Source organism: Methylobacterium sp. 174MFSha1.1 (assembly GCF_900116815.1).
Classification (GTDB): domain Bacteria; phylum Pseudomonadota; class Alphaproteobacteria; order Rhizobiales; family Beijerinckiaceae; genus Methylobacterium.
On sequence record NZ_FPCB01000005.1, the window covers coordinates 251,193 to 272,290 of the forward strand.

Annotated in this window: 16 protein-coding genes; 14 read left to right on the top strand and 2 right to left on the bottom strand. The window is 59.1% G+C overall.

Going from position 1 to position 21,098, the window contains the following annotated elements:
- Positions 1-41: 41 nt before the first annotated feature.
- Positions 42-959 (bottom strand): DMT family transporter, encoded by a 918-nt coding sequence (locus BM430_RS03135; RefSeq protein WP_093565180.1) that lies wholly within the window; start codon positions 957-959, stop codon positions 42-44.
- 235 nt (positions 960-1,194) lie between these two features.
- Between BM430_RS03135 and BM430_RS03140 the strand changes: the two genes are divergently transcribed.
- From BM430_RS03140 to BM430_RS33725, 12 genes are all read left to right on the top strand, one after another.
- The gene (locus tag BM430_RS03140) at positions 1,195-2,073 is read left to right on the top strand and encodes a helix-turn-helix transcriptional regulator (protein ID WP_177302909.1); all 879 of its coding nucleotides are present in this window, start codon (positions 1,195-1,197) and stop codon (positions 2,071-2,073) included.
- 258 nt (positions 2,074-2,331) lie between these two features.
- A complete protein-coding gene (locus BM430_RS03145) occupies positions 2,332-3,393 on the top strand; it encodes a glycosyltransferase (RefSeq protein ID WP_177302910.1) in 1,062 nt (353 codons plus the stop codon).
- A 93-nt stretch (positions 3,394-3,486) separates the two neighbouring features.
- Positions 3,487-3,798: an FtsB family cell division protein gene (locus BM430_RS03150; RefSeq protein ID WP_093565189.1), complete on the top strand. Its 312-nt coding sequence runs from the start codon at positions 3,487-3,489 to the stop codon at positions 3,796-3,798.
- A gap of 129 nt (positions 3,799-3,927) precedes the next feature.
- Positions 3,928-4,971, top strand: coding sequence for a pyruvate dehydrogenase (acetyl-transferring) E1 component subunit alpha (gene pdhA, locus BM430_RS03155; protein WP_093565191.1), 1,044 nt, complete (start codon positions 3,928-3,930; stop codon positions 4,969-4,971).
- 84 nt (positions 4,972-5,055) lie between these two features.
- Positions 5,056-6,510 carry a pyruvate dehydrogenase complex E1 component subunit beta gene (locus tag BM430_RS03160; RefSeq protein WP_093565194.1) on the top strand — a complete coding sequence of 485 codons (1,455 nt, stop codon included), beginning with the start codon at positions 5,056-5,058 and terminating at the stop codon, positions 6,508-6,510.
- 5 nt (positions 6,511-6,515) lie between these two features.
- On the top strand, positions 6,516-6,800 hold the full coding sequence (locus BM430_RS03165; RefSeq protein ID WP_093565196.1) for a DUF5076 domain-containing protein: 285 nt from the start codon (positions 6,516-6,518) through the stop codon (positions 6,798-6,800).
- An 8-nt stretch (positions 6,801-6,808) separates the two neighbouring features.
- Positions 6,809-7,402, top strand: a complete 594-nt coding sequence (locus BM430_RS03170; protein WP_093565200.1) for a Uma2 family endonuclease — start codon at positions 6,809-6,811, stop codon at positions 7,400-7,402.
- Between the two features lie 4 nt (positions 7,403-7,406).
- Positions 7,407-8,864 carry a pyruvate dehydrogenase complex dihydrolipoamide acetyltransferase gene (locus tag BM430_RS03175; RefSeq protein WP_093565202.1) on the top strand — a complete coding sequence of 486 codons (1,458 nt, stop codon included), beginning with the start codon at positions 7,407-7,409 and terminating at the stop codon, positions 8,862-8,864.
- A gap of 46 nt (positions 8,865-8,910) precedes the next feature.
- Positions 8,911-10,350, top strand: a complete 1,440-nt coding sequence (lpdA, locus tag BM430_RS03180) for a dihydrolipoyl dehydrogenase (RefSeq protein ID WP_093565205.1) — start codon at positions 8,911-8,913, stop codon at positions 10,348-10,350.
- Positions 10,351-10,973: 623 nt separating this feature from the next.
- Positions 10,974-11,315 (top strand): hypothetical protein, encoded by a 342-nt coding sequence (locus BM430_RS33720; RefSeq protein ID WP_143131939.1) that lies wholly within the window; start codon positions 10,974-10,976, stop codon positions 11,313-11,315.
- 111 nt (positions 11,316-11,426) lie between these two features.
- Entirely contained in the window at positions 11,427-13,832 is a 2,406-nt protein-coding gene (locus tag BM430_RS03185; RefSeq protein ID WP_093565458.1) for a DEAD/DEAH box helicase family protein, read from the top strand.
- Positions 13,833-14,153: 321 nt separating this feature from the next.
- Positions 14,154-14,489: a hypothetical protein gene (locus tag BM430_RS33725; RefSeq protein ID WP_143131940.1), complete on the top strand. Its 336-nt coding sequence runs from the start codon at positions 14,154-14,156 to the stop codon at positions 14,487-14,489.
- Between the two features lie 1,091 nt (positions 14,490-15,580).
- Here BM430_RS33725 and BM430_RS35160 read toward each other — a convergent pair.
- Positions 15,581-15,823, bottom strand: a complete 243-nt coding sequence (locus BM430_RS35160; protein ID WP_093565208.1) for a hypothetical protein — start codon at positions 15,821-15,823, stop codon at positions 15,581-15,583.
- 192 nt (positions 15,824-16,015) lie between these two features.
- Between BM430_RS35160 and BM430_RS03195 the strand changes: the two genes are divergently transcribed.
- Positions 16,016-16,615 carry a DUF4142 domain-containing protein gene (locus tag BM430_RS03195; RefSeq protein ID WP_093565210.1) on the top strand — a complete coding sequence of 200 codons (600 nt, stop codon included), beginning with the start codon at positions 16,016-16,018 and terminating at the stop codon, positions 16,613-16,615.
- Positions 16,616-19,566: 2,951 nt separating this feature from the next.
- Complete coding sequence (locus BM430_RS33730; RefSeq protein WP_143131941.1) at positions 19,567-20,772, top strand: hypothetical protein; 1,206 nt, start codon at positions 19,567-19,569, stop codon at positions 20,770-20,772.
- Positions 20,773-21,098: the final 326 nt, after the last annotated feature.

Below are 21,098 nucleotides of genomic sequence, written 5' to 3' on the forward strand. Positions count from 1 at the left end.
TCGCGGAGGGGCCGTCCGGCCCCTCCCGAACTTCGAAACGATCACGCGTCGCAGGCCGCCTCCGGGCGGCCTTTTCTGTAGGCGCGCAGGGCCTGGAGCGGCGCGAACACCACGACGTTGCCGGCGAGCACCAGGGCGAAGCCGAGGGCGGCGAGCGGTGTCACCCGGTACCCTTCCGCGAAGACCGAGATCGACAGCGCCACGACCGGGAACAGCACGGTCATGTAGGCCGCCTTCTCGGGCCCGATCCGATGCACCACCGTCAGGTAGGCGGTGAAGCCGATCACCGAGCCGGGGATCGCCAGATAGAGGAGCGCGCCGACGTAAGCCGGCGACGGGTCGAAGCCGAACGGCACGCCGCGTAAGGAGGCGACTCCTGCCACGAGAGCCGCGCCATAGAGCATGCCGTAGGCGTTCACCGTGGCGACGGGCAGGCCGTGGCGCTGGTTGCGGGCCGAGACGAGGTTCCCGGCCGAGAAGAACCAGGTGCCGAGCAGCGCCAGGCCGAGGCCGATCGCCGTGTCCCGGTCGAGGGCGGTGCCAAGGAGCGTGTCCCGGAACAGGCAGGCGATGCCGAGGAGCCCGATCATCGCCCCGGCGAGCACCCGCTGCGCCGGCCGGCGGCGGTGAAACAGGGTGGCGTTGGCGACGTTGAAGATCGTCGCGGCGGAAAAGACCACCGAGACGATCCCGCTCGGGACCGAGCGCGTGGCGAGATAGAAGCAGGCGAAGTTGCACGAGAACAGGCACAGCGCCTGGAGCAGCACGAAGGGCTGGTGCCGCCAGGGGATGGCCTTCAGCCGCCCGGTGAGGGCGAGGCCGACGGCCAGGACCGCGCCGGCGAGGGCGAAGCGGTAGGCGATCGACGCCTCGAAGGCGACGGTGCCGAGCTGGTGCTTGATGGCGATCCAGGTCGTGCCCCAGATGAGCACGGTCAGGGCGTAGAGGAAGGCGGTCACGGTGGTCGGGTTCCGATCCGGCTGGTGCGAGGGTCCCGGATAGGCGAACCCGGACCGGCCGGCTTCCCGGTTCCGGCGGCGGCGTTGTCCATTCTTGGGGCTTTCTCGGGTCTTTCCCGGGTCCTGTCCCGGGTCCGGTCGTGCGGTCACGGCCTCGATCGGTTGCAGGGAGCCACGTGCAGCCCCTAGGGTCATGCCGCGCCTTCCTCCTGGCGCAGATGTCTGGCGCGAGACCGTGACCGAGCCGAATCCCGATGTCCGCGATGCCCTCTCCCGCACCGGCGCGGCGCTCCTGCGCAGCGCCGAGATCGGGCGCGGGCTGTCGCTGGCCGAGTGGCACAACCGCGACAACCGCGCCCGCTACGACGGCCCGGACCATCACACCCTGAGCCTCTACCTCGAAGGCGGCGAGGGCGTGGTGCGCGAGGACGGCGCCGTGTCGGGCGGCGGGCCCGACAAGCTCTGCCTGCTGCCCGCCGGCCACGAGAGCCGGTGGCTGATCGGCGGTCCGTTGCGGATGGTCCACCTCTACGTCGCGCCCGAGACCCTGGCCTACCAGGCGGTGAGCGCCCTCGACGTCGATCCCCGCACGATCTCCCTGCGCGAGCTGACCTTCGCGGAGGATCCCGCCACCGCGATGCTGGTGCGCGGCGCCGTGCTGCCCCTCGACTGGGAGGCGGGCGCCGACCGGATGGCGCTCGGCGCCGCCTGCCACCTCCTGCTCCACGCCCTCCTGCGCCGCCATGCCGGCCCGGGCGGAGAGCGGGCGGTGAAGGGCGGCCTCGCGCCGGCGGTCCGCCGCCGCGTCGCGGAGATGATCGAGGCGCGGCTCGCCGAGGCGCTGACCCTGGAGGTGCTGTCCGAGGCGGCGGGCCTCAGCACCTTCCACTTCGCCAAGATGTTCAAGGCCAGTTTCGGCCTGGCGCCGCACCGCTACGTGACCGAGCGGCGGATCGCGCGGGCCAAGGACCTCCTCGCCAGGGATCTGTCTGGGCGGTGGGTGAGCCTCGCCGAGGTCGCGCTCGCCTGCGGCTTCGCCTCGCAGAGCCACTTCACCCGCCGCTTCGCCCAGGCGACCGGGCTCACGCCCGCGGCGTGGCGGGGCGCCGCGTGAGACGGCGCTGACGGCGTCCGGCTGCGGGCCCCTCCGGGCCGTCGTCGTGACGCGCCGAGGTTTCCCCTGCCCGCCGCGACGGCGGAGGACCGGGCGGACGATCCTTCCTCTGCGTCGTCGAGTCTGATATCTGCATCCGGCGTCGTAGCGTCAGCGGAATGATCCGGGATGCTTCGGTGCCCGTTCTCGATCAGACATCGAGAGCGCTGCCCGATCACCGCGTCATCGGCCGGTGCTCCGGGTCTTCGATCTTGCCGCATGTTCCGCCACGGACCGGTCTCCGCGTCGTCGGACGATGTGGGAGAGGCGGATAGACTATCGAGGCCCGCAATGGATGTGACGATTTGGGATATCGATTTCCGCCATTGCCCGAGGTGGTTTCGATACGATCCGATCGTGCGGCGTCCGATCAGGGCCGTGCTGGATCGGGTGAGACCGGCGCGCGCGACCGGCCTGAAGAAGGTCGGCCGGAACCTGAGGCTGGGCCTGTCGAGGATCGGCGTGTCCGTGGATTGGGTGACGGCGGTTCGCCGGCCACCGCGCGACGGGGGCTGGGGCATCGTCAACGGGCCGCTCGAACTCCTGCGCAATCCGTTGCAGGTCCGGCCGAGCGTGACGGGTCCCGGCCTGCTCTCCTGGCCGATGGAGTGTCCGGAGCTGTTCGCGACGACGCGGATCCGGCGCCACCTCGCGGCCTCGGCGTGGATGGCCGATCTCTGCCGCGCCCATCTCGGCGGCGACATCGGGATCTGGCCCCTCGGGATCGAGACCGACCGCTTCGTCCCGGAGCGGAAGACGACACCGTTCTCCGTGCTCGTCTACGACAAGGTGCACCTCTATCTCGACAAGGTTCCCGAGGTCGTCGGGCTGACGGAGCATGTCTGCGCGGTGCTCGGCGCCCTCGATGTGCCGTACACGGTCATCAGGTACGGGGCCTATCTCGAGGACGAGTACATCCGCCGTCTGGCGGAGGCGCATGCCGTGGTGTTCCTGAGCCAGCACGAGACGCAGGGCGTGGCGCTCATGGAGGCGATGAGCTGCAACCTTCCGATCCTCGCCTGGAATCCGGGGCGGGTCCTGGAGGAGAGCGTGCTGCACTCCACCCCTGTCTGCCCGATACCGGCCAGCGCGATCCCGTACTTTTCCCCGGAATGCGGCGACAGTTTCGCCACGGCCGCGTCGTTCGAGGCGAAGGCCAGGGCGTTCATCCGGCGATGCGGTCACGGTGAGTACCAGCCGCGGCCCTACGTCGTCGACAATTTCTCCCTCGAATCCTCCGCGAGACACTATCTCGAACACCTGTCGTGCTCGCTCGGATGATCCCTCGGCGGGCCGAACGCCGAAGCGGTGGCTGAGATCCGCCCCCCGTCGGCTTTGAGCCTTTCTTAACCGTGCAGGCCCATCCTCCCCCGCATGGTAGTCCGTCGTCGCGCCCGTGCCGTCCTGTTGCCGCTCGGCCTCTACGCCGTGTCGATCCTCGTGGTCGGCTACTTCCTGCACGAGGCCGAGAGCGGAAGCCGCGGCCTCGAGGCGAAGAGAGCCCTGAAGATCCAGGCCTACGGCCTGCAGCAGGAGCTCGACGCCACCAAGGCCGACCGGACCGAGTGGGAGCGGCGCGTGGCCCTGTTGCGCAGCGATCAGATCGACCGCGACCTGCTGGAGGAGCGGGCCCGGGTCGTGCTCGGCCGCGTCCACCCCAACGACGTCGTCATCATCACTCCCTGATCCTCGCCCTACCCCCGATTCTCACCCCGCCATTCATCCCGGCAGCGGCTTTCGGTCCCGAACCGCTCGATTTGCGCGGCCACCTGCCCTAGAAACGCTCCCACAAAGGTAGCAGCCGGGAGGGTGCCGATGGATGCCGCGAAAGAGGCGCGCCGCGGGAGCGACAAGACCCGCGAGAAGGCGGCCCCGCCGCCCGCGGCCTCGAACGTGCCGGCCTTCAGCCGCGACGAGGACCTGCACGCCTATCGCGAGATGCTGCTGATCCGCCGCTTCGAGGAGAAGGCCGGCCAGCTCTACGGCATGGGCCTGATCGGCGGCTTCTGCCACCTCTATATCGGCCAGGAGGCCGTGGTGATCGGGGTCCAGATGGCCTCGAAGGACGGCGACCAGGTCATCACCGGCTACCGCGACCACGGCCACATGCTGGCCTGCGGCATGGAGCCGAAGGGCGTGATGGCCGAGCTCACCGGCCGCAAGGGAGGCTATTCCCGCGGCAAGGGCGGCTCGATGCACATGTTCTCCCGCGAAAAGAATTTTTATGGCGGCCACGGCATCGTCGGCGCCCAGGTCTCCCTCGGCACCGGCATCGGCTTCGCCAACAAGTACCGTGGCGACGGTGCGGTGAGCCTGACCTACATGGGCGACGGCGCGGCCAACCAGGGCCAGGTCTACGAGAGCTTCAACATGGCGCAGCTGTGGAAGCTGCCCGTGGTCTACGTGATCGAGAACAACCGCTACGCCATGGGCACCTCGGTCTCGCGGGCCTCGGCCCAGACCGATTTTTCCAAGCGCGGCGTCTCCTTCGGCATCCCGGGCGAGCAGGTCGACGGCATGGACGTCCGCGCCGTGCGCGAGGCGGCGACGCGCGCCATCGCGCATGCCCGCGACGGCGAGGGCCCCTACATCCTCGAGATGCAGACCTACCGCTACCGCGGCCACTCGATGTCCGACCCGGCCAAGTACCGGACCAAGGACGAGGTCGCCCGCATGCGCGAGGAATCCGATCCGATCGAGCAGGTCCGCAAGCGCCTGCTCGGGCCCCACAAGGTGGCGGAGGACGAGATCAAGGCGGTCGACGCCAAGGTGCGGGAGATCGTGAACGAATCGGCCGAGTTCGCCACCAGCGATCCGGAGCCCGATCCGTCCGAGCTCTGGACCGACATCCTGCTCTGACCGCGCGGCCCTGACGCCCCCGGCCGTCCGCGTCGCGGACGGCGATCCCGCGCCCGCCCCTCTCCCGGATCGACAGAGTACCCCATGGCGACCGACATCCTGATGCCCGCCCTCTCGCCGACGATGGAGCAGGGCAAGCTCGCGAAGTGGCTCAAGAAGGAGGGCGACCCGGTCAAGGCCGGCGACATCCTGGCCGAGATCGAGACCGACAAGGCCACCATGGAGGTCGAGGCGGTCGACGAGGGCGTGCTCGCCAAGATCCTGGTCGCCGACGGCACCGACAACGTCGCGGTCAACACCCCGATCGCGGTGCTCGCCGAGGAGGGCGAGGACCCGAAGGGCGTCCAGGCCGGCGGCGGACAGGCGAACGGCAAGGGTCAGGACGAGGCGGGCCAGAAGGCGCCCGCCACCGACATGCACGCCGAGGGCCAGGCCGAGCGTCCCGCTCCCGCGGCGAAGACCGAGGACGACAAGCCGGTGGGCAAGCCGGCGGCGCCCGCGGTGATTACCAATCGCGGCCAGGACCCGGCGATGGCCGAGATCCCCGAGGGCACCGAGATGGTCACCCAGACCGTCCGCGAGGCCCTGCGCGACGCGATGGCCGAGGAGATGCGCCGCGACGACAAGGTCTTCGTGATGGGCGAGGAGGTCGCCGAGTACCAGGGCGCCTACAAGATCACGCAGGGCTTGCTTCAGGAATTCGGCGCCAAGCGCGTCGTCGACACCCCGATCACCGAGCATGGATTTGCCGGCGTCGGCGTCGGCGCGGCGTTCACGGGCCTGCGGCCCATCGTCGAGTTCATGACCTTCAACTTCGCCATGCAGGCGATCGACCAGATCATCAACTCGGCGGCCAAGACCCTCTACATGTCCGGCGGCCAGCTCGGCTGCCCGATCGTGTTCCGCGGCCCCAACGGCGCGGCGGCCCGGGTCGGCGCCCAGCACAGCCACGATTACGCCGCCTGGTACTCCAACGTCCCGGGCCTGAAGGTGGTCATGCCCTACACCGCCTCCGACGCGAAGGGCCTCTTGAAGAGCGCTATCCGCGATCCGAACCCGGTGGTGTTCCTCGAGAACGAGATCCTCTACGGCCAGTCCTTCCCGGTGCCGAAGCTCGACGACTTCACGGTGCCGATCGGCAAGGCGAAGGTGCATCGCGAAGGCAAGGACGTGACGATCGTCTCGTTCGGCATCGGCATGACCTACGCCCTCAAGGCCGCCCACGAGCTCGCCGAGGCCGGGATCGACGCCGAGGTGATCGACCTGCGCACCATCCGGCCGATGGATTCGCAGACGGTGGTCGAATCGGTGAAGAAGACCGGCCGCTGCGTCACCGTCGAGGAGGGCTTCCCGCAATCCGGCATCGGCGCCGAGATCGCCGCGCGCCTGATGGTCGACGCCTTCGACTACCTCGACGCCCCGGTCCTGCGCATCACCGGCAAGGACGTGCCGATGCCGTATGCGGCGAACCTGGAGAAGCTCGCCCTGCCGAACGTCGCCGAGGTGATCGAGGCGGCCAAGGCCGTCTGCTACCGGTGACCCCCATGACCGACGACGAGCCCCGCTTCGAGGCCCTCGACGTACCCCCCGACGCCCTGGAGCAGGGCGGCATCGAGGTGCTGCGCGCCGCCGTGGTCGACGGCGCGGTGAGCGTCGCGCTGCGCCGTTCCTTCGAGGACCCGGCGACCTGGGGCCGGCTCCTCGTCGACCTCGCCCGCCAGGCGGCGCTGGTCTATGCCCGCGAGACCGAGCTGTCCGAGGAGGAGGCCTTCGCGCGCATCCGCGCCGGGATGGAGGCCGAGAGCCTCGATCCCGAGCGCTTCAACTGAGGCTCGCCATGGCCGAGGCCGCGCCGCTTTGGGCCACCTATGCCGACCTCGAGGCGGTGCCGGACCACCTCGTGGCCGAGATTGTCGACGGCAGGCTGGAGACGCATCCGAGGCCGCGGCCGCTCCATACGACCGTGGCGCATGAACTCTCGACCGAACTGGGTCCGCCCTTCGGCCGCGGTCGCGGCGGCCCTGGCGGCTGGATCTTCATGACCGAGCCCGAGCTGCATCTCGGGCCGCATGTCGTCGTGCCGGATCTTGCCGGTTGGCGCCGCGAGAGATTGCCGGCCTTGCCGGCGACAGCCTTCATCGAAATCCCGCCGGACTGGGTCTGCGAGATCCTGTCTCCCTCCACCGCCCGGCTCGACCGCGGGTCGAAGCGGCGGATCTACGCCGAGGCCGGCGTGAACCATCTCTGGCTGCTCGATCCGGCCAGCGGCGTGCTCGAAGGTTTCGCCCTCACCGGCGGTCGCTGGCTGCTGCTCGGCACCGTCGCGCGCGGCGAGACGGTGTCCCTGCCGCCCTTCGATTCCGTCTCCTTCCCGCTCGACGACCTTTTCCCCTTCGACGATCCGGCCGCCCCTCCTCCCGCCGAGACCTGAATCCATGCCGATCAACGTGCTGATGCCCGCCCTCTCGCCGACCATGGAGAAGGGCAACCTCGCCAAGTGGCTCAAGAAGGAGGGCGACACAGTCAAGTCGGGTGACGTGCTCGCCGAGATCGAGACCGACAAGGCGACGATGGAGGTCGAGGCGGTCGACGAGGGCGTGCTCGCCAAGATCGTGGTGCCGGAGGGCACCGCCGACGTGCCGGTCAACGACCTCATCGCCCTGATCGCCGAGGAGGGGGAGGACCCGGGCAGCGTGCAGGCCGGCGGCGGGCCGAAGGAGGCGCCCGCCAAGGCCGGGACGCCCGAGGCCGGCAAGGCGGAAGGGGGGAGGCCCCACGCGTCGGCCGGCAACGAGACGCCCGGCGGCGGCACGATGTCCTACGAGCGGGTCGACACCGCGCCGGAGGGCGCCAGACCCTCGGGGAGCCAGCCTTCGGGGGCCAAGCCGAACGGCGCGGCGCCGGCCCCCGGCGGCCGCCTGTTCGCCTCGCCGCTGGCCCGCCGCATCGCCAAGCAGGAAGGCGTCGACCTCGCCGCGGTGCAGGGCTCGGGCCCGCACGGGCGGATCATCGAGCGCGATGTCCGCGCCGCCCTCGAGGGCGGAACGGCCAAGCCCGCGCCCCAACCCGCCAAGGACGCCGCCGCCCCGGCCGCGAAGCCCGATCAGGCCCCGTCCCAGAAGGCCGCCGCTGCCGCCGCCCCGCCCTCCGGCCTCTCGGCTAAGCAGGTGATGGGGATGTTCGAGCCGGGCTCCTACGAGGAGGTGCCCCTCGACGGCATGCGCAAGACCATCGCCAAGCGCCTGGTCGAATCGAAGCAGACCGTCCCGCATTTCTATCTCTCCCTCGACGTCGAGCTCGACGCGCTCTTGAGCCTGCGCGAGCAGGTCAATGCCGGGGCGACGAAGGACAAGGACGGCAAGCCGGCCTTCAAGCTCTCTGTCAACGACTTCGTCATCAAGGCGCTGGCGCTCGCCCTGCAGCGGGTGCCGGCGGCGAATGCCGTCTGGGCCGAGGACCGGATCCTGCGCTTCCGCCACTCCGACGTCGGCGTCGCCGTGGCGATCGACGGCGGGCTGTTCACGCCGGTGATCCGCCGCGCGGAGCAAAAAACCCTCTCGACCATCTCGGCCGAGATGAAGGACCTCGCCGCCCGCGCCCGCACCAAGAAGCTCAAGCCCGAGGAGTACCAGGGCGGCACCACCGCGGTGTCGAATCTCGGCATGTTCGGCATCAAGTCGTTCGGCGCGGTCATCAACCCGCCCCACGGCACCATCCTGGCGGTCGGCGCCGGCGAGGCCCGGGTGGTGGCGAAGAACGGCGCCCCCGCTCTGGTCCAGGCGATGACGGTGACGCTGTCCTGCGACCACCGGGTGGTCGACGGGGCGCTGGGCGCCGAACTGCTCGCCGCCTTCAAGGGGCTGATCGAGAGCCCGATGGGCATGCTGGTCTGAGGACCGCCGCCCCGCGCCACCCTCGGATCGACTGCCGGAGACCTGAATGTCCGACACCTACGACGTCCTCATCATCGGCGCCGGTCCCGGCGGCTACGTGGCGGCGATCCGGGCCGCGCAGCTCGGCTTCAAGACGGCGGTGGTGGACCGCGAGCACTTAGGCGGCATCTGCCTCAACTGGGGCTGCATCCCCACCAAGGCGCTGCTGCGCTCGGCCGAGATCTACCATTACATGCAGCACGCCAAGGATTACGGCCTCTCGGCGGACAACGTCCGGTTCGACGTGGGCGCCATCGTCAAGCGCTCGCGCGGCGTATCCAGCCGGCTCAACGGCGGCGTCGGCATGCTGCTCAAGAAGAACAAGGTCGACGTGATCTGGGGCGAAGCCGCGATCGAGGCGGCCCCGAAAGGCAACGAGGCCGGCCGGGTCAAGGTGCGGGAGACGAAGCGCGCCGAGGCGCCGAAGGGCGCCAAGGCGGCGGGCACCTATCAGGCCAAGCACATCATCGTGGCGACCGGCGCCCGCCCGCGGTCGATTCCCGGCATCGAGCCCGACAAGAAACAGATCTGGACCTATTACGAGGCCATGGTGCCGGACAAGATGCCCAAGAGCCTCCTGGTGATGGGCTCGGGTGCGATCGGCATCGAGTTCGCCTCGTTCTACCGCACCATGGGGGCCGAGGTGACGGTGGTGGAATTGCTGCCGCAGATCCTGCCGGTGGAGGATCCCGAGATCGCCGCCCACGCCCGCAAGCGCTTCGAGAAGCAGGGCATCAGGATCCTCACCGGCGCCAAGGTGACCAAGGTCGTGAAGGGCGGCGACACGGTCACCGCCACGGTCGAGACCGAGGGCGGCAAGACGCAGGAGATCGCGGCGGAGACGATGATCTCGGCGGTCGGCGTCGTCGGCAACATCGAGGGTCTCGGGCTGGAAAAGCTCGGCGTCACGATCGAGCGCGGCATCGTCGCCACCGACGGGCTCGGCCGCACCACCGTGCCGGGAATCTACGCCATCGGCGACGTCGCCGGCCCGCCGATGCTGGCCCACAAGGCCGAGCACGAGGGCGTGATCTGCGTCGAGACCATCAAGGGCCTGCACACCCACCCGATGGACAAGGGCAAGATCCCGGGCTGCACCTACTGCCAGCCGCAGATCGCCTCGGTCGGCCTCACCGAGGCCAAGGCCAAGGAGCAGGGCTTCGACGTGCGGGTCGGCCGCTTCCCCTTCGCGGGCAACGGCAAGGCGATCGCGCTCGGCGAGCCCGACGGCCTGGTGAAGACGATCTTCGACCGCAAGACCGGGCAATTGCTCGGTGCCCACATGGTCGGGGCCGAGGTCACGGAGCTGATCCAGGGCTACGTCGTGGCAATGACTCTCGAGACCACCGAGGAAGAACTGATGCACACGGTCTTCCCGCACCCGACGCTCTCGGAGATGATGCACGAGAGCGTGCTCGACGCGTATGGGCGGGTGATCCACGCGTAGGGCGGAAGGACGAAAAAACCTCGCTAGAACATCGGCTTAGCTCGGTGACTCTAGCGAGGCCCGCCAACGGCAGTCAACCCTCCGCTGACGAATTCATAGTGGTCACGTAGGCCCCGCTGTGACAAAATTGTGGCATGAAGCGGTGTGCGGAAGTATCGAACGACACCTTAGTCTTCGATGTAATCCTTATGCTCCCGGGGCACTTGGAAGCGTAAAAGCGATCTTGATATTACGTAATCACCTGTGCATATTGTTCACATAACGAAGTCACAAAATTTCCAATCGCGACGCTGGCCTGATCCGTAACCATCATAGCGACGCTCTCTCAGGCAGTAATCTGCGATTATAGCAGCAGCGCATTATAATGTCAATAAAAATTAACGGTTGACGTAGGGTTATTTTTTTAGCATAACGACTATGCGGCTTAGGAACTAGCATCCTTTGCGGCCATACTAATGCGGTAGCTGTCCAGTATCATACGATAAGTTTGTTACATCAGCATGGGCTAGGGGTTGTGAGCAATCCACCCCGAAACCGTTTCACTTAATTAACATTATTGACGGCTGCTGATACAGGCCCGGCGGCAGCTATTGATATTTCACATAAGGAAAGAATTCCGATCCATGAATAGAATTAATATTATTGATCTACGAGTTGATGCCCATGACGTGCTCAACCAACGAGCTGAGCGGTTGTTTAGCAAGATGATCTTGGAAATCGATGATGTAGAATATAGAGAAAATCAATTCTTCGATGATCAATGCGATTTCTGGAAATTGGTTGCATCTCTTGGTGTTCTATCGCAGTATAAGAGAGATAGAAATCCAAAGTTTGAACAAAGCACGGAAATGATTCAGATTGGTCTATCGGTCGCTCTGAAACAATTAGATGCTGATGAATACTTTGAGAGAGATAAGATCATTGATTTGATCAGGGGTTTCGCGGCTTACAGCGGTCAGGCGTAAACACAATACCGTTAATACTGTAAGAAGAAGACTTGGATGGCTTGAATGCTGTCCAAGATAATATTTTTTTGTCTCCAATAATTTAACTCATTCGAGGATCGAATATTTATAATGTCACAGATTAAATATGTGTCGGCACCATGCGGTTCGGGTAAGACCCACGCCATTATTAATAGTATCGTCGAGGGCCGGTATGATGGCAATCTCCTGCTTGTTCAGCCTACGGTTCAGCTTATTGATAATACCTATAATGAAATCAAACATCGAAGCCCATCAAGCCACGTCGAGAGATTTCATAGTGAGATTATTACCGATAAATCGGTCGCAGGGGCGCTCGTGAAGCATTTTCGGAATCCATATCCAGGTAATCATGTACTAATAACAACCAACTCCACGTTCTTCAATCTGCCTTTCATAGCAAACAAACGAAATTATGATCTAGTTTTAGATGAATCTCACGTGTTGGTTGATCCGTTTGACGAAAAACTACCGGATCATCATCACTTGATCACCGATCACCTAACACTCGAAGCACAAGGTCCTTCATACGGGATCTTGAAGCCAAAGAACATAAAGGAACTTACATCGTTAGCCGAGAACCGTAAAAGAGATACGGTAAGCAAGTTATTCGCTAAACTCGCAAAGCTTATATTGTCAGATCATTATATTTCGTATGTCAATCTCCAGCAATACAATAATCTTATCAAGGGAAAGCAGGAGGACGGTCATTTAGTAGTATACAGCGTTATGCAGCCCACGATTTTCACCGATTTCAGATCAGTGACGATACTGGGGGCGAGATTGGAGGAAACTGCACTGTTTAAATATTGGTCTGATTTAGGTGTATCATTCTGTAGGGATCTCAGTCTAGAGAACCGCCTGCGATATACAGAACATAATAATGGTAATCTTGTTCACTTGCATTATGGTTTTGAGGATAATTGGTCAAAGTATGTGCGCGACACTAAACATCCAGAGTTGCACGAAAAGATAATAGCTGCCTCTTTAGGGATAATACAAGGCGAGCCATACGTGTGGAATGAGAACAACGACGTCAAGAAAACAAGTATTCTTGGTCAAATTGCTAAGGGGACAGAACTACCAGGGAAATCTCATGGCTTGAATGATTATCAGCACATCGATCATGCGATAATAATTCCAGCACTGAACAATAAGAGTTACTTTCAGAAGTTTTTCATTGAGGTTCTTGGCATTTCTGAATTAGATCAGAAGATTGAAATGACGGGGCATACGATTTATCAGGCTCTCAGCCGCACATCCATACGGGATCCTGACAACAATAATATCAAACATTGGGTCATAGCTGATAAAGCGACGGCCGAATATATTGCCAGCGTCTATCCAGGATCTACAATTAATAGTTTCAAATTGTTAATGCCTTCGGCATGCGCGCGTCCGGGACGCCCGCGGTTACACGAGAATTCATATGAGAGAAAGAAAGCAAGTAAGGAAAAGAAACTGATGATGATTGCTGGATTGGACAAAGACTCATTTTTCGTCCGTGATAATGATCTTCAAGTCGCAAGCCAAGGAAACAAAAAAAGCGACGTTTCATCTATAGAGCTTAATAGACATTTCGTCGTTCATTTCCGAGGTTCTATATTCATTGATAGATTTCATGGGAAGCACGACTCCCTCATTATTGACACGGACGAAAAGTTCGTCAGAGATCTTAGGAATAGAAGCAGGGTCAGATACGAGTCAAAAGAACACAACACGTTGATCAGTCCAGCCTATTTCGATCCACATAAAGCGGCAGATACAGAGCGTGGTATAGAAAATATTGTGTTTGTGAAAGGAGTGTGGATCGACGTCGATGGTGGAGATATGAGCCCAAGAGATTTCAGTGAGATGTTCCCGCATATCAGAATGGTATGTTTCAATACTTATAGTAGCACAGGAGATGACTTGCGTTACAGAGTCTATATACCGACTGATATGGCAATGACTAACGACGCATATAAAATGATTTTTAATAATATAGTGAGAAAGGTTGAGTCGGAAGGATACGTTTCTAAGAGCAAGGCGACGACGAAGTCGACCCGAAGGGTTCATGGTATCGATAATAAGCCTAATGGATCCGACTTGTTCTATCTTCCGTGTCAACCGCAGGACCCCGGAGGTGCGTATTTCCAGGATTTCAAGGCAGATCGCAAGCCTCTTAAGGTCAAGGATTGGATCATTAACGGTTTCAGTGAGGAGGAAGCTTCCTACGTGTCAGAGCCCCCTTCCCTATCGGACTCAGACGACCTCACACCCGATCAGGAATCGAAGGTGGCTGACGCACTAAGAGAATGGGACGCTGTGGGATCGAAACCGGGTAATGGTAATGCCGGCATCTTCAATCTCGGTCATCGGTTACGTCGTACTGGAATCAGCGCGTGGCGTCTTGAAACTATTCTCAGGCAATCTGCGCAGACCGCCAACTCTCCCTTGGATCGGATGAAGGATGTCCGACGCTTCATGCGGCAATATGCTACCGGCATGTTCTCTTGAGGCTTTGAATATCGGCTGTTCCTGCAAATAGGATAGATGTTGCGCTCTGCCTCTGACAGATCGAGTGATAAGAAGCTAGGATCGGCGTTGTAATATGTTGAGAAATTAAATAAACAAATCGATCAAATATTGTTGACAAATAATCCTCAATAGTGTTTAATACACAAGGTCGCCGACGACATATCATTCGGTCTGAGTCTTGTCTGCGATGATATTAGAGATCGGGTATCGATCTAGGTATACTAATCAACTAATATGAGTCACTATCTCTTAGATAACCAATCAAGGGATTAAATTTAACAAAAAAATAGGAAAATATAAATGACCAATCAGATTAATATTGTTAATATAGACTTGAAGATAGAGACTATTCGGATTCTCAAGCAGGCCGCGCAGTTCTATGAATATATGGAAGAATTTAACAATCTAGTTGACGGGCAAGAATATGGATATGGCATGCTCGTGATCGAATGTAAGATTGGTTTGATGAATATTGATAATTATATTTATAATAACAGATTCATATGTCATGAGTATTATGATGCCATTTATGCTACAGCTGAAGCTTATCACGAACAGCTGACAAAATGTTATCCCCTACTCGCATTCGACGTAAAAGCATATCTAAATGAGCTCAAGAATTTCAAGCCACAATAGCATAGAAATTGCTAGGCTTGATAATTAAATATATATAATTAGATGAAAACGGGTGGTGGGTGAGTGCTTCCCGTTTTCCAGCATGCTTCTCGCTGAACTGTCCACCTCTTTCTGTGCTGCTTCAATCATGCCTTGGCTGATCGGCATAATGGGATGGTGCATAGCTTGATATATCTACAACAGAACGTCAGCCGCACGCCGAGGTCTTATCCCCTAAACCGGCGCTCCACTTTATAGAAACCACCCAGCGCGTCGCTTATTGAAGTAAGGCGCCTCGGTTCTTAGCTGCAACGTCCGATAGGGAGAGAGCAAAGCAATCTCTTCCATCGTCGGCTTCGATGATAATTATGCCATCGGACCAGTCGTCACCGCGTTCAGGCAAAGCCAGGAGCACGCGCCCGATATGCCACGCTTGCGAAAAGGCGGCGCTCTTGTCGTTAAGTTCGATGCCAGCGCCCCCGTCAACGAGGCGACTTCCAAGTTTCAGGCTGAAGCGGTAGTGTGGCATTGTCCCTCGGCTGCAAAACGCTTGTGCTGGCAACTCGTGTCTCTACGGCATCATAGCGCCATTTGAAACTCACGCTAGAGGGTGCCCGCTATCGTCGCATTCACGTTAGGTCGCGAAGCTTGTGCTGAGCTGTCAGGCGCCGTCTAACCCAATTTTTAGAAAACTCACAGATAGTAATATGATTGAGATCAATGCAATTGGATGCGATAGAGATGACTCCGCGCTGCACTCCCCCGTTGGCGCGGTCGGTGGGCCAGGCATTCCCCCGAACATGCCTGGCCCACCACTCTACCTAAAATGCCAGCTTCCGCGCGCCTTCGCGCACCCCTGAAGCCCTGCCCGCTGCTAGTCTGCCAGCACACCTCCGGCCAGCCTCGACTCGGGTCGGTGCCAGATTGTCCCTGGTCGCGGCCGCGGACGCGGGAGTGGGAAGATGGGACACGGAGGTGAGAGTTGAACGAGCCCGTGGACATGATCGCGAGCCTGTAGCTCCGCCAGTCGATCTGGTCAGATTAGACACTCCACCCTCACTACCACGTAGGGGTCGCTCGCGAGGTTCCTGGGCCTGTGCGAAGGTGGCCCGTCATAGGGCATCACCAGTGTCGTCTAGGCGCCCACGGACGAAGCCTCGGGAAATGAGCCGGCTACGTTCGCGGGTCTGGCGTTCGGCTTCTAGAAGGTCCGCTAAGGCGTCTGTGATGGCACACCGCAGGGCAAGTGTGAGGTCGCCTGAGGTTTGCGTAAGGTAAGCCGCTGCGATGGCTTCGACGGGGCATGAGGAGGCAGCGGAGGGGCTTTCAGCGGGTCCGGTGTCTCTCGCCTGCATCGTGTGCCCTCTGTCCGAATCGTTGAGAACGAAGAGAGAACACGGCACGGGCTGGTTGGTTCGGTCAAGGTGGGCTCGGAATCACTCAGGCGCTTAAGGGCTGCCATTCTTTTCCACTGCAGCGAAACATCGATACTCCCCCGGAGTTGGTGCCCGAACATAACCGTCCTTCAGTGCCAACGAGGAATACCCATGAACCGGCGTATCGCCATCACCGCGCTCGCATCGACCATCGCGATCCCCTCTTTCATCAACGTGGCCTTCGCGCAGAACCCGACCAGCTCGGCTTCGTCCGCATCTGGAAACACCGGCGCCAAGATGGGAGAGGCGGAAGCCAAGCATGCCGCTGACACCCTGGCGGCCGGATCGATGTCACTGGCGGCCAGTCGAGTGGCTCTCAAGAAGGCCCAGGATGACGACGTCAAGCAGTTCGCACAATTCGAGGTCGCAGAGCAGGAGACCATCGCTGATATCCTGAAGGGGATGCGTGACCAGACGGTCGCAGCCAACGGTCAGGTGAAGCCCCCGTCAGATGCGGAAGTCACCGGCCAGCTCGATGCCAAGGGCAAGGCGATGCTTGAGAAGCTGGAGAGTGCAAAGGCGGGGTCTGCGTTTGACCCTGAGTATATCAAGGGACAGATTGAGGGACACCAGGAGCTGCTGAAAATCCAGGAGGCGTATCTGGCTACTGGCAAGGATCGTGAGAACCTGAGCGTTGCCAAGCTCGCCCGCGGTCAGATCAAGGAACACTTAGTATTGCTTGCTGATATTAATAAGAATTTGAAGGACTGAGTAGAAACCTTCTCGGCCCGCTGAGAGGCTTTGAGCGGGCCGAATCATGTGTCTAATGCTCTATCTCAAAATCGTCCTGCTTGTTCGGGAATTTAACGCGACTGTAACCACTCTGCCGCCACGCAGTTTTCGGGGGGGTGGTAACCATGCTGCTGTATGTGTTCGTAGCGATCGCCGGAGGTTTTCTGATGGCCGCAGCTATGGTGGTCCCGTATGGCCCCCTGGTCGCGCTCCTCAGTGCTCCAATAGGCGGGAGCCTCTACGCCGCGGTGGCAGCTCTGGTACTCATGCGGCTCCGTGGTCCCGCCAACCAGTCCGAAGGGGATCTAGACGCGTAGACGGATATGATGGTGTCCGACTTGCGGGGCATCGTAGCTTAGGCCGGGCGGCAAGAGCCTGCATCCCCTGAAACTGAGCAGGCTACGAAACGCGCGTAGGTGCTGTGGAATTGCTCCGTTGCCGTCAGTGGCGAGAGCAAGCAGGAGGCCAGCTCACGACCATCTTCCCTCCTCTGTCCTACGCTGGCCGGCTGGCACTCCTCGTCAGGTGGCATGCGCCCGGGGAACTGGAAAGGCAGCACTGGACGCAATCTACGGCGTGTCTGGATTTACGGATCATCAATACGAGCGATGTCAACCTTACAGGATGTTGCTAGGCTTCCTCTGATTCGAGGGGGGTTCGATGAAGGGACGTGGTACGCGCAAGGCGTTCATGGTCAGCGCACTTGGACCGGGTGAGCGGCCATCTGTGTTTGCAGTTTTGACCCCGACACCAGCGGGCGCCCGCGACGCGGTATCACTGGCCTTGGGGTGTGAAGCGGCGCTGCTAGAGATTGTTGGTCTCCTTTCAGGCTCGATGGCCCGCAAGCTAAAGCTCAACTCGAACACGCCAAGACTGATCTAGCTTTCCTGTTCCGAACCAATATTCGTGGATAAGTTGCTTTGAGTGATGGCTGGGGAACTGATCCAGGCCGTCACTTCATCACGAGGTCCGTCGAGTGATAGGTTTGCCTTCGAAGCCGAAGCACTGCAGGTCAAGGATGCAACAAACTAATCAATCATTGTCTAATAATCGAGATTTTTGATAGATTAATTCGTCGTATCAGACGCTATCCGAGTAAGTCCAGCTCTGAGGACGGACAGATTTCGTCTCTGGGTTGTAGTTCTTCTTTTCTCACTGAAGTTGTTGAAGCTTGAATTAATCCTAGAGAGGATTTGCATGTCCGCTGAGTCTGTCGCGGTCGTCTTGGCAATGGCAGTTACACCGATCATGAGAGCCCAAGCCATGCCCAGGACAATCGCGGGCTTCCGAAGCTGAGGCATCCTGCTCTCCCGATTGCTACGCTTACTTCCGTGACCACAACGCGGGTATTGGCGAAGAGTTCAAAGCCCGTTTGATTTCTCCATGGATATTCCTGAGTGCCATTCTCAACCCTTCCTTCCCAGCACCTTGATCGTCATCCAGTCCGGGCCTTGGGTACTAGGAAACGACGGGTACGAGGAACGGGTTACGTCTCGAATGAGTTTCGGAGGGTAGGCATGGGACATCCTTGCAACCCTCGCTTCCGTTCCTCCCACCATGTCCAGCTAGCGGATGCGTTGTCTCACGGTAGGCCACAAGGCTCCAATTGCTCGCGTGAGGTCGACCCCAATCCATAGTGCCAATAAGGCTGATGTCGGTGAACACCATAGCTACGTCACCGGCTCGTTCCTTGGAGGGGGGGCACTGCATGGTCGCCCGTTTCACAGACGACCACATCCAAAACGGTCTCTTCGAGTAGGGCTACGGCCAACTCACGCATGACCGGATCGTCGTCCGGCACGAGAACGAGTCGGGTCGGATCGACGGGTCTCGCACCATCTGGCTCAACCGCTCTGCCGAGTGCATCCCGCTCGATCAGGAGAGCCATAAGCTGTTGAAGGCGGTCCGGGGTTTGTGCCTCATCCGGCGGTGGTAAGGCATGGTCCAAGCCTTGAGTGACGTCCTCGCTGACGATCGCCGAACCTCCTCCACGCTGCGATAATAGAACCTGGGTGACCGCATATCTCTCAGGCGGTCGTTCTGCTGTCTGCAGAAGACGAGCTACCGCCAACTTCCTTCGTGCCACCTCCGGGCTCCCGGGCTGCCACCCCTGTACACATCTGCGAGGATGCGGCTTCTAGTGGCGAGTGGTCAACTGCCGCCAGGCAAGCACTTTATCAACTGATACAGCTAACGGCATGCTGTCACCGTTGGGCTCTACCACCAGTTCAAGCCTCATCGGCAGCACTCCACTGCGCGCGCGAGTTGACACGGATAAGAAACAAGGTACTATTATTTTCAGGGCTAAATTCGCATAAGCTTGGGCATTCGCACGTCTGGGCGAGCTCCAGCTTGATAAAGCTATCCTGCTTTCAGTAGTATCAATGACGGACATCATATCTCATTGCCTACGGAGAGCATGTTGGATATCTGTATCTTTTGTTAGGTAGACTGAGGCTGCGAATCTGCGGTCGTCGGGCTAATCACTGAAAGGGTCTATCTGAGTTTTGGCTATCGTGTCCTCAGAATATGGAGGTTGAAATGAAAGTATGGAAGCTCATCCCAGCAATGCTTGTTGTTATGTTTGTTTCAGAGGCGTCTGCACAAAGGAACAGGTTCAACGAACTTGTAGGAACATGGGTCAGTACCAACGATGGAACACAGATCATGATCGACCAATTTGGTTCAGTTTTCTCAAATTCAGATGTCAACTTATCTGGGTCGGCCGGCCGGTGCATAGACGGTGGAGCGAATTTCTGCTTTTCAGGCACTATAGATAACCAAAACTACCGATGCGCATATTTCGTTAATTTTATTCGTGGCGGACAAAATGTTCTTTTTAGAATCACCAGAAATTCCTGGCGCGGCTGTCCTGATGGGATTTATTCACGAGTCTCATGAAGTATCGGCGGAGCGTAGGATTCTACGAGATGTCGGTTTCTGCATTGGATGTGCGAAATATTCAAACTATCACTCGCACCTTGGCAATTGTTTTATTATGTTTGCTAATGGTCTCGATTGTGTCGTCACCCGTTCGAGCTCAGAACAGCTTATTCAACCGGCTAGTAGGAAAATGGCGTGAGATTAATTCGGCTACTACAGTGATTATCGAAGCTGATGGACGTGTGTTTTCGCAGGGAGGGCCAGTCTTCGGCGTAGTAAGATCAGGTGAAATAGATGGAGGTGGCAACTTTGCCTTCGAAAACACCAAAAGCCGCTGTGTGTATGACATCGCTTTCTTGGAGACCGGAGGGGCAAGCTGGGGTTTGCGGTATGAAAGTGGATCTGGTTCTTGTTATAAAACAGGCCTGTTCTTTAAATACGAACGTGATTCTGCCGAACTGCAGGCTGAACAGGATCAGGCCAAAGCAAATATAGCTTCCAAAGCAAGAAGCAAAGGCGAATACGATACTAGGGAAACTCGGGAAAAGTTAGATGCCCTTAATGATATGAATGGAGTGGATCTGGTATATTTCGACCGATCCGCGGACGACGGCGCGATAATGAAGCTCTTGCAAGCAAGTAACATTGCGTTTTCCACTAGACAGTCCAGCGAGTCAACTAAATCTAATGCTATTACATGTACTCCTGATGTTCCACTAAGAGCCATCAAGACCTTGGCGCGCCTTATGATCAAGAATAACATAGCCATTCGAGTGATAACTCCTTCTTTGTACCCAGAATTAAGAATGCGCATGACCGTTGAGTCATATGGAGGTTATGTAACCAGCAACGCGATTCTCACAGAAGCCGCGATCGATAAAATGACATCATGTTCGTTGGGTGAGGACATCCAAAAAAAATCCAGTAATATCATTGTAAAAAACGATTGCAGTAAAACGGATATTGATGTATATGTTTTGCACCAAAATGGAGCTAGCAACTTTGTAATCGCGAGTGAGATCGGCGAAACTATCAATTACAAACAATCAGTCAAAATAAAAGACGACTCCAATGCGGAAGTAGTTACGGCCGGACGATTTATATATTATTGGGCGATTGGAGAAGGTGTCAACCCGCCGATAACTTGGTCCGGGGATGTAGGTAAAGACCACCGCGTTTATAACGTCCTGGGCCGAGGAAAAAAAATATTTAGAAAATCAGCTGATATAAATCCAGTTTTAGTCTGTAAATAATATAATATTGATTTATTAGTGCTATATGTACAAATAGATTCGATGCAACATCCTTGACGTATCGCGCTATTATTTTGCCCAAGTCATTCTATCTTCTACTTGTTCTTTCATGCTAACTGGATGTGATTATTCTATTGAGTTCCTAGAGCTACACGCTTGTCCCCTCTCGGAACTATGATAGGTCCATCACTATTACTTAGCGGGTGCGGTGGTACAAGTTCTAAGCATGCGTCCGTATCTCGTGGATAGCTCTCCCGGGCGCATCCTCACAGCTGAGATCATGATGAACTGACCGGTACAAGCTCTGGTCGCTCCACGGCCTAGCT

Coding starts and splice junctions, on each gene's coding strand:
- BM430_RS03150 (WP_093565189.1), top strand. CDS start 3,487: ATGGTAGTCCGTCGTCGCGCCCGTGCCGTCCTGTTGCCGCTCGGCCTC.
- BM430_RS03170 (WP_093565200.1), top strand. CDS start 6,809: ATGGCCGAGGCCGCGCCGCTTTGGGCCACCTATGCCGACCTCGAGGCG.
- BM430_RS03165 (WP_093565196.1), top strand. CDS start 6,516: ATGACCGACGACGAGCCCCGCTTCGAGGCCCTCGACGTACCCCCCGAC.
- pdhA (WP_093565191.1), top strand. CDS start 3,928: ATGGATGCCGCGAAAGAGGCGCGCCGCGGGAGCGACAAGACCCGCGAG.
- BM430_RS03185 (WP_093565458.1), top strand. CDS start 11,427: ATGTCACAGATTAAATATGTGTCGGCACCATGCGGTTCGGGTAAGACC.
- BM430_RS03175 (WP_093565202.1), top strand. CDS start 7,407: ATGCCGATCAACGTGCTGATGCCCGCCCTCTCGCCGACCATGGAGAAG.
- BM430_RS35160 (WP_093565208.1), bottom strand. CDS start 15,823: ATGCAGGCGAGAGACACCGGACCCGCTGAAAGCCCCTCCGCTGCCTCC.
- BM430_RS33720 (WP_143131939.1), top strand. CDS start 10,974: ATGAATAGAATTAATATTATTGATCTACGAGTTGATGCCCATGACGTG.
- BM430_RS03145 (WP_177302910.1), top strand. CDS start 2,332: ATGTTCCGCCACGGACCGGTCTCCGCGTCGTCGGACGATGTGGGAGAG.
- BM430_RS03195 (WP_093565210.1), top strand. CDS start 16,016: ATGAACCGGCGTATCGCCATCACCGCGCTCGCATCGACCATCGCGATC.
- lpdA (WP_093565205.1), top strand. CDS start 8,911: ATGTCCGACACCTACGACGTCCTCATCATCGGCGCCGGTCCCGGCGGC.
- BM430_RS33730 (WP_143131941.1), top strand. CDS start 19,567: ATGTCGGTTTCTGCATTGGATGTGCGAAATATTCAAACTATCACTCGC.
- BM430_RS33725 (WP_143131940.1), top strand. CDS start 14,154: ATGACCAATCAGATTAATATTGTTAATATAGACTTGAAGATAGAGACT.
- BM430_RS03160 (WP_093565194.1), top strand. CDS start 5,056: ATGGCGACCGACATCCTGATGCCCGCCCTCTCGCCGACGATGGAGCAG.